Here is an 8,041-nt window from a genome sequence, read left to right as displayed (position 1 = left end):
TGCGGATGAAGGGAGTGCATCACGTCCTCCTGCGGTGAGAAGCTCGGCGTCGCAGGCCGTCAAAGCGCCAAGTGTACTCCTCAATGGCGTAACGCACCCGATCCCAACAACGTTCCGCCACCAAACAACTAGTCCGGCAATCACGTGGAAACTATTGCCGAGGATTGCTCAGGTGGAGGCTTCTCACTTTCGGTTTGGCAGCTCTCATGGCAGATGAATCTGAAGCGAATTCAGAATCGCCTGCGGCGACACTCAAAGCTTCGTCGGGTGCGGCTTCATCGGTCTCGAAGATCGGGCTGAAGATACAGCCGCCGGGCAGAGCCCCCAGTGCTCCGCCCTTCCAGCTCTCGATGCTCCCGCCGTAATCCCATTCGAATCCGTAGAGGACGAAGGGCTTGCCGTTCGCCTTCTCGACAGCCTCGATCGGTGAGCCGACCCGGAGCCCCTCGAGCCCGGACCAGCCTGAACCCATCTGGTGGATTCGTGCCGGTCGCCGGAGCGCTTTCTCGTCGGACCAGAGTACCACCAGACGCCGGACCGGATCCTTTGGGAAGACGTCGCTGGCCCTGACTTCCAGGCCTTCCGGTTCACGGATCGGTTCCCGGCTGACATTCGCACGGCCAAAGGCCGCGATGAGGAGCTTGTGGTCGGTATCCTTCGCGAAAGGACCTTGGCATGCGAATTCGTCCGCGAAGGCGTGAGTGGCGCCGAAGAATATCCAAGCCGCGGCAATCCCCAAACGCAACATCGCTAGCGATTATGTCAGACTCGCGAGCGCGGCCGGGCTCAAAACCGCCACGGCGGTGACGGCGACGATGAAAAGACGGAAGATCATAGCTCTCTCCTGACCTAAGGTGAGCCATATCTCTCACGTCCCTGTCCAGCTTGCCGTGTGCCAGCGCACGGCTTGCCCGACAGCCATTATCAAGCTAGGCCATGGCCTCATGACACGCACCGCGCTCTATACTGGCAGTTTCGACCCCGTCACCAACGGCCATCTGGACGTTCTGCGCCAAGCCTGCAGCGTGGCCGACAGGATCGTGATCGCCATCGGCGTCCATTCCTCGAAGGCCCCGATCTTTTCCGCCGAGGAGCGGACCGAGATGCTGCGCGAGGTCTGCGGGCCGGTGCTTAAGGCCAGGAATGTCGAACTGGAGGTCGTAACCTTCAACGATCTCGCGGTTGAGGCCGCCCGGCGCCACGGCGCGACCCTCATCGTGCGCGGCCTCAGGGACGGCACGGATTTCGACTATGAGATCCAGATGGCCTCCATGAACGCCACCATGGAGCCGGGCGTCCAGACGATCTTCTTCCCGGCCTCGCCTCCGGTTCGCCCCATCACGGCCACGCTTGTGCGCCAAATCGCCGGAATGGGCGGCGATGTCTCGGCCTTCGTGCCGGGTCTTGTCGCCGAACGCCTGAAGGCCAAATTCAAGCGGCCATAAAGTTTCATCATCCTCGATAAGGAGACTTCTCACCATGAAGCGTTTGCTCGCAGCCGGAGCGCTTGTGCTCGCAGGCCTCGTTCCAGCCATGGCCCAGCCCGCCAACGACCCGCAGAACACGCTCCTCCTCGACACGAGGGACGGACGCATCACCATCCGCCTGCGCCCCGACCTTGCGCCCAAGCACGTGGAGCAGATCAAGGCTCTCACGAAGCAGGGCTTTTATAACGGCGTCGTCTTTCACCGGGTGATCGAGGGCTTCATGGCCCAGACCGGCGACCCCACCGGCACCGGCACGGGCAAGTCGAACCTGCCCAATATCCCGGCCGAATTCACCAAGACCCAGTACAAGCGCGGCTCCGTCGGCATGGCCCGCTCCCAGAGCCCGGATTCCGCCAACAGCCAGTTCTTCATCTGCTATGAGGGCTGCGGCCCGCTGACCGGCCAGTACACGCTCTTCGGCGAGGTCGTGTCCGGCATGGACGTCGTCGACAAGATCAAGAAGGGCGATGCCGCCGCCAACGGCATGGTGTCGAACCCGGACAAGATCGTGAAGATGCAGCTCGCCGCCGACGCGAAGTAATGCGGCTTCGGCATCTATCCGGAGCGTGGCTGGCAATGGCCGCGCTCCTGTTCGCCGCGATGGCCTCGCCACTCGCCGCACAGGTTCTGTCCCCCACGTTCTATCCGGATGAGTGGGAGGAGCCCCGTCAGCCGCCGCCTTTGCCGGAGGGCCTGCGAGGCACGATCCGGCCGCGTTCCGATGCGCCGAAGGTCGAGCGGATCGACCGCATCGGTCAGATTTTCCAGGCGGTCCAAGCCTGCTGGCGCCCACCCGCCGGCAGCGGGTATTCCGGCCAGGAGATCACCCTGCGCCTGAGCTTCAAGCGCAACGGCGAGGTGCTGGGACAGCCCCGCATCACCTTCTACAAGGCAGGCTCGCAAGCCGAGCAGCGCGAGCCCTTTACGAGGGCCGTGCGTGAGGCGTTCGAACGCTGCACGCCTCTTCCCTTTACGGAAAGTTTGGGGCGTGCCATTGCCGGGCGCATCTTCTCCTTCCGTTTCGTCGATGCCCGACCTATGTGAGCGGGCAGACGACCTTTTTCAGCCGATAGCCAGCACAGGAGATCCCGATGGCAGATCCCGAAAATACCATCATCATGGAGACCACCAAGGGCCGTGTGGTCATCGAACTGCGCCCCGATCTGGCTCCCGGTCACGTGGAGCGCATCAAGACGCTCTCCCGCCAGGGGTTTTATGACAACGTGCCGTTCCACCGGGTGATCGAGGGCTTCATGGCCCAGACCGGCGATCCCACCGGCACCGGCACGGGCGGTTCCGACATGCCGGACCTGAAGGCAGAGTTCAACGCCGAGCCGCATGTGCGCGGCGTCTGCTCGATGGCGCGCACCAACCAGCCGCATTCCGCCAATTCGCAGTTCTTCATCGTCTTCGACGACGCCCGATTCCTCGACAAGCAATATACCGTCTGGGGCAAGGTGACCGAGGGCATGGAGAACGTGGACAAGATCAAGCGCGGCGAGCCCGTGCTCGATCCCGACCGCATCGTGTCCATGAAGGTCGCGGCGGACGCGGCTTGAGCCTGTTTTCCCCTTGAATCCGTCATGCCCGGGCTCGCCTCGGGCATCCACGTTTTCAGATGAACCGCCCTAAGCCCTCATCCTGAGGAGGCCGCCAGGCCGTCCCGAAGGATGAGGGCGCTTCCAGAGAACATTAGGCCCTCCGTCGAGACGCAGCCTTACCTCTGCTCCTCAGGATGAGGGTTGAGACAGAATCTCCATGCGCGTCGACCTGTTCGATTTCGATCTTCCCGAAAGCAGTATCGCGCTCCGCCCCGTGGAGCCGCGCGATGTTGCGCGCCTGCTCGTGGTCCGGCCCGAAATCGGCCTCGAAGACCTTTTCGTGCGCGACCTGCCGGACCTGCTGCAGCCCGGCGACGTGCTGGTTCTCAACAACACCAAGGTCATTCCATCCCGGCTCTATGGCTTGCGCGTCCGCGAGGAGACCGCGGCGCGTGTCGAGATCATGCTGCACAAGCGCGAAGGAGCCGACCGCTGGCGTGCCTTTGCCCGTCCGGCCAAGAAGCTCAACATCGGCGATCGCATCCGCTTCGGGGATGATTCCGAAAGCACGGCCTGCGAGCTCGTGCGCCTCGATGCCGAGGTCGAGGAGAAAGGCGAGGGCGGCGACGTGGCGCTCCGCTTCTCCTTCGCGGGCGCATTCCTGGACGAGGCCATCGCCCGCCTCGGCGAGCTGCCGCTGCCCCCCTACATCGCCGGCAAGCGCGCCACCGATGACAGGGACCGGAACGATTACCAGACCGTCTATGCCCAGGACGAGGGGGCGGTCGCGGCCCCGACAGCCGGGCTGCATTTCACCGAAGACCTTTTCCGCCGTCTCGACGAACGGGGCATCACCCGCCAGTTCGTGACGCTTCATGTGGGGGCGGGCACCTTCCTGCCGGTGAAGGCCGACGACACGAATGAGCACCGGATGCATGCGGAATGGGGCTCCGTCTCGGCGGAGACCGCGCAGGCGCTCAACGAGGCGCGGGCCAGGGGAGGGCGGATCGTAGCGGTCGGCACCACGTCCCTTCGCCTGCTGGAGAGCGCGGCGCAGGACGACGGGACCATCGCACCGTTCTCCGGCGACACGGCGATCTTCATCACCCCAGGCTATCGTTTCCGGGCGGTGGACGTGCTGATGACCAATTTCCACCTTCCGCGTTCGACCCTCTTCATGCTGGTTTCAGCCTTTGCAGGACTGGAGTGCATGAAAGCCGCTTATGCCCATGCCGTCGAAACCGGCTATCGCTTTTACTCCTACGGTGATGCGAGCTTGTTGTTTCGGCGTTGACCTTACTCCTGCCCGGCGACCGGGCCAGGGCCATTCACAGGCAGAGTTTCTGAATGACCACCGAGAGCTTCACCTTCACCGTCAACAAGACCGACGGAGCGGCACGCACCGGGGAGATCCGGATGCCCCGCGGCGTTATCCGCACCCCCGCCTTCATGCCCGTCGGCACGGCGGCGACCGTGAAGGCCATGTACCCGGACCAAGTGAAGGCGCTGGGCGCCGATGTCGTGCTCGGCAACACTTATCACCTCATGCTCCGTCCCGGGGCGGAACGCGTGGCCAAGCTCGGTGGGCTGCATCAGTTCATGAACTGGCCCTATCCGATCCTCACCGATTCCGGCGGCTTCCAGGTCATGTCCCTCTCGGCCCTGCGCAAGATCGACGAGACCGGGGTCACCTTTCAGTCCCATATCGACGGCTCGACCCATGTGCTGACGCCGGAGCGCTCCATCGAGATCCAGGGGTTGCTCGGTTCCGATATCCAGATGCAGCTCGACGAATGCGTGAAGCTGCCGTGCTCCGATGAGGTGGCCGAGAAGGCCATGCGCCTGTCGCTGCGCTGGGCGGAACGCTGCCGGGTTGCCTTCGGCGAACAGCCCGGCAAGGCCATGTTCGGCATCGTACAGGGCGGAGCGGTGGAGCGGTTGCGCATCGAGAGCGCGAAGGAGCTCACGGCCCTGGATCTGAAGGGCTATGCCATCGGCGGCCTGGCCGTGGGCGAGCCCCAGGACGTGATGCTGCGCATGATCGAGACGGTCGAGCCCCATATGCCCAAGGAAAAGCCTCGCTATCTCATGGGGGTGGGTACGCCTGACGACATCGTCGAGGCGGTGCGCCGGGGCGTCGACATGTTCGATTGCGTCATGCCCACCCGCGCCGGCCGCCACGGTCAGGTCTTCACCCGCCACGGCCGCATGAACCTGCGCAACGCCCGCTTCGCCGAGGATGTGAGCCCGCTCGACCCGGAATCGAAGTGCACGGCCTCGAACACCTATTCGCGCGCCTATCTCCACCATCTCGTTCGGTCCAACGAGATTTTGGGCATGATGCTCCTGACTTGGAACAACTTGGCCTATTACCAGGAGCTCATGGCCGGCCTGCGCAAGGCGATCGCCGAGGGGAGGCTCGATGACTACATCGGCGAGGTCAAGGAGGGCTGGGTTAAGGGCGAGCGGGACAGCAAGGCGGAGATCGGCCAGCACGCCGACAACATCGCCATGGCGGCAGAGGGGTGATCGTCTCGACTCCCAAGGTGTTTCTGCCCGCAAGATCTCAGAGAAACAAACCCGTTACGGCCCCCACGCTGAGGATTTACCGGTCCAGGCGGGGCTTTTCGATTGACCCGAGGCCCGAGAGCCCCTATCTCGGGCTCACCTCTGGGAGCGCGTAGCTCAGCCGGTAGAGCATCTGACTTTTAATCAGAGGGTCCTGGGTTCGAGTCCCAGCGCGCTCACCATACCTTCCAGAGACTTAGCGCATGTGTGGCCCTCCGGCAGGTCGCGCGCTTCAATCCCAGTAATCACATAGTAAGCACCAGACGCACTTTGCGGCTGCAGTTGCTTTTGGCGTGGGGTTGATACCTCCCAGCCGATGCCGAGTCCAACGGCTGGCGTCGCTGTCGTCCTCCGGTTAGCATGCTGCCCATGCAGAGATCCGGGCAGGTCTAATCCCCATGAGCCAGCACCACCACCACGATCATGACGACCATAGCCACCTCTCCGAGATCGAGCTGCGGGTGCGCGCTCTCGAATCGCTTCTGGTGGAGAAGGGCTATGTGGATCCAGCGGCCATTGACGCTCTGGTCGAGACCTATGAGGTCAAGGTGGGACCTCGCAATGGCGCCAAGGTGGTGGCGAAAGCCTGGGCGGACCCTGCCTACCGCGAGTGGCTGCGCAAGGATGCTACGGCCGCGATCGCCTCCTTGGGGTTCATCGGGCGCCAGGGCGAGCACTTGGTGGCGGTCGAGAACGCGCCCGATGAGCATAACATGGTCGTGTGCACTCTGTGCTCCTGCTACCCCTGGCCGGTGCTCGGGCTGCCCCCGGTCTGGTACAAATCCGCCCCTTATCGCTCCCGCGCCGTGCTCGACCCGCGCGGCGTCTTGGCTGAGTTCGGTGTCAGCCTGCCGGAGACCACCCACATTCGGGTCTGGGACTCGACGGCAGAGGTCAGGTATCTCGTGATCCCGATGCGCCCTGAGGGCACTGAAGGGATGGGCGAGGAGGATTTAGCGCAGCTCGTCACCCGTGACTCCATGATCGGCACCGGTCTCGCCCTGCAGCCGGAGGCAATGCGATGAATGGCGCTCAGGACCTTGGCGGCATGATGGGCTTCGGCCCGATCCAGATCGAGCAGGACGAGCCCTGGTTCCATGCCGAGTGGGAGCGACGGGCTTTTGGCCTCACCCTGGCCATGGATGCCACCCGCAGTTGGAACATCGACATGAGCCGGCACGCCCGCGAGTCCTTGCCCCCTGCTGAGTACCTCACCTCAAGCTACTACGAGATCTGGACCAGGGGTGTTGAAAGGCTGGCTGTTGCGGCAGGGCTCGTCAGCGACGAAGAGTTGAGGCTTGGCCAGTCCCTTGCAGAGCCAGCGCCGATCAAGCGGGTGCTCAAGGCGGAGGACGTGCCGGCCGTGCTGGCCCGCGGCGGCCCGGCAGAGCGCCCGATCGAGCAGCCCGCGCGCTTTGCCGTTGGTGACCGGGTCCGCACCCGCAACATACATCCTAGGGGCCACACCCGCCTGCCACGCTATGCCCGCAGCAGGATAGGGGTGGTAGAGCTCGTGCATGGCGCTCATGTGTTTCCAGACACGAACGCCCATGGGCAGGGCGAGCAGCCGGAATGGCTCTACACCGTCTGCTTCTCGGGCCGGGAGCTCTGGGGGCAGGATGCCGATGCAACCCTGACTGTGTCCATCGATGCCTGGGAGAGCTATCTTGAGCCCGCATGAGGAGATTGCTCGCGCGGCCGCCGAGATCGCTCCAATCCCCCGTGGCGATGACGGAGAACCTGTTTTCCGGGAGCCTTGGGAGGCCCAGGCGTTCGCTATGACGTTGGCCCTGTACGAGCGAGGCCTGTTTACTTGGCCAGAGTGGGCTGGAGCCCTCTCGGCCGTGATTAAGCGTGGCCAGGCGGCGGGGGATTGCGACGACGGTTCGACTTACTATCAGCACTGGCTGTCTGCGGTCGAGCAGTTGGTCAGCGACAAGGGCATAGTAACCGAGCAGGCGCTGGCAAAGCGCCGGGACGCCTGGGACCGCGCGGCACACGCGACCCCGCATGGGCAGCCAATCCTGCTCGAGAATGATCCACTCCGCTAATCTGCACGCCGCGAGGGCGTGAGTGGCGACGGTGAACACGTTTTGCTGGAACATGAAGAAACGGATTGTCGGGTTTCACCTTGACGAAGAACAGCACTGGGTTGCTGAACTTGAATGTGGCCACAATCAGCATGTCCGCCATAATCCGCCTTGGACCATTCGTCCGTGGGTGATGACAGAGGAAGGCCGCGATAGGGCGCTAGGCCACGAGCTGAACTGCAAGAAGTGCGACGTCGGCGCGCCACCGGACCAGAGTGATCTGCATTAAGAGGCTGGTGAGCAATTTTATTACTCGCTTCAAGTGCTTGATTTGGAATAGCTTTCGTGAAGATTGATGAGGCGGATGCGGGGTGTGCAACGGTTGAGGAGCCCCGCTATGGATACTTGTCTCTAT

General features: G+C 63.4%; 11 protein-coding genes and 1 tRNA gene. 11 read left to right on the top strand and 1 reads right to left on the bottom strand.

The genetic code is table 11. The features are described from left to right. Positions 1-151: 151 nt before the first annotated feature. Complete coding sequence (locus FS320_RS33680) at positions 152-748, bottom strand: hypothetical protein (RefSeq protein WP_152716758.1); 597 nt, start codon at positions 746-748, stop codon at positions 152-154. Positions 749-944: 196 nt separating this feature from the next. On the opposite strand from FS320_RS33680, the gene coaD reads away from it, so the two are divergent. From coaD to FS320_RS33625, 11 genes are all read left to right on the top strand, one after another. Further along, entirely contained in the window at positions 945-1,445 is a 501-nt protein-coding gene (coaD, locus tag FS320_RS33675) for a pantetheine-phosphate adenylyltransferase (protein ID WP_152716757.1), read from the top strand. Between the two features lie 34 nt (positions 1,446-1,479). After that, positions 1,480-2,028: a peptidylprolyl isomerase gene (locus FS320_RS33670; protein WP_152716756.1), complete on the top strand. Its 549-nt coding sequence runs from the start codon at positions 1,480-1,482 to the stop codon at positions 2,026-2,028. A gap of 35 nt (positions 2,029-2,063) precedes the next feature. Continuing rightward, positions 2,064-2,531: a hypothetical protein gene (locus FS320_RS33665; protein WP_152716755.1), complete on the top strand. Its 468-nt coding sequence runs from the start codon at positions 2,064-2,066 to the stop codon at positions 2,529-2,531. A 47-nt stretch (positions 2,532-2,578) separates the two neighbouring features. Then, the gene (locus FS320_RS33660) at positions 2,579-3,046 is read left to right on the top strand and encodes a peptidylprolyl isomerase (RefSeq protein WP_152716754.1); all 468 of its coding nucleotides are present in this window, start codon (positions 2,579-2,581) and stop codon (positions 3,044-3,046) included. 199 nt (positions 3,047-3,245) lie between these two features. After that, positions 3,246-4,322, top strand: coding sequence for a tRNA preQ1(34) S-adenosylmethionine ribosyltransferase-isomerase QueA (gene queA, locus FS320_RS33655; RefSeq protein WP_152716753.1), 1,077 nt, complete (start codon positions 3,246-3,248; stop codon positions 4,320-4,322). 53 nt (positions 4,323-4,375) lie between these two features. After that, entirely contained in the window at positions 4,376-5,557 is a 1,182-nt protein-coding gene (gene tgt, locus FS320_RS33650; RefSeq protein ID WP_152716752.1) for a tRNA guanosine(34) transglycosylase Tgt, read from the top strand. Between the two features lie 145 nt (positions 5,558-5,702). Further along, positions 5,703-5,778 (top strand) — tRNA-Lys (locus FS320_RS33645). A 216-nt stretch (positions 5,779-5,994) separates the two neighbouring features. After that, the gene (gene nthA / locus FS320_RS33640; RefSeq protein WP_152716751.1) at positions 5,995-6,621 is read left to right on the top strand and encodes a nitrile hydratase subunit alpha; all 627 of its coding nucleotides are present in this window, start codon (positions 5,995-5,997) and stop codon (positions 6,619-6,621) included. Further along, complete coding sequence (gene nthB, locus FS320_RS33635; protein WP_152716750.1) at positions 6,618-7,277, top strand: nitrile hydratase subunit beta; 660 nt, start codon at positions 6,618-6,620, stop codon at positions 7,275-7,277. Before nthA ends, nthB begins: the two co-directional genes overlap by 4 nt. Further along, positions 7,264-7,647, top strand: a complete 384-nt coding sequence (locus tag FS320_RS33630; RefSeq protein WP_244627560.1) for a nitrile hydratase accessory protein — start codon at positions 7,264-7,266, stop codon at positions 7,645-7,647. The genes nthB and FS320_RS33630 overlap by 14 nt, the downstream gene beginning before the upstream one ends. A gap of 22 nt (positions 7,648-7,669) precedes the next feature. Continuing rightward, on the top strand, positions 7,670-7,915 hold the full coding sequence (locus FS320_RS33625) for a DUF3565 domain-containing protein (protein WP_202882925.1): 246 nt from the start codon (positions 7,670-7,672) through the stop codon (positions 7,913-7,915). Positions 7,916-8,041: the final 126 nt, after the last annotated feature.

The sequence above is a fragment of the Microvirga tunisiensis genome (assembly GCF_009296175.1).
In the GTDB taxonomy this organism is placed as follows: domain Bacteria; phylum Pseudomonadota; class Alphaproteobacteria; order Rhizobiales; family Beijerinckiaceae; genus Microvirga; species Microvirga tunisiensis.
This window is presented reverse-complemented; position numbering and strand designations above follow the sequence as displayed.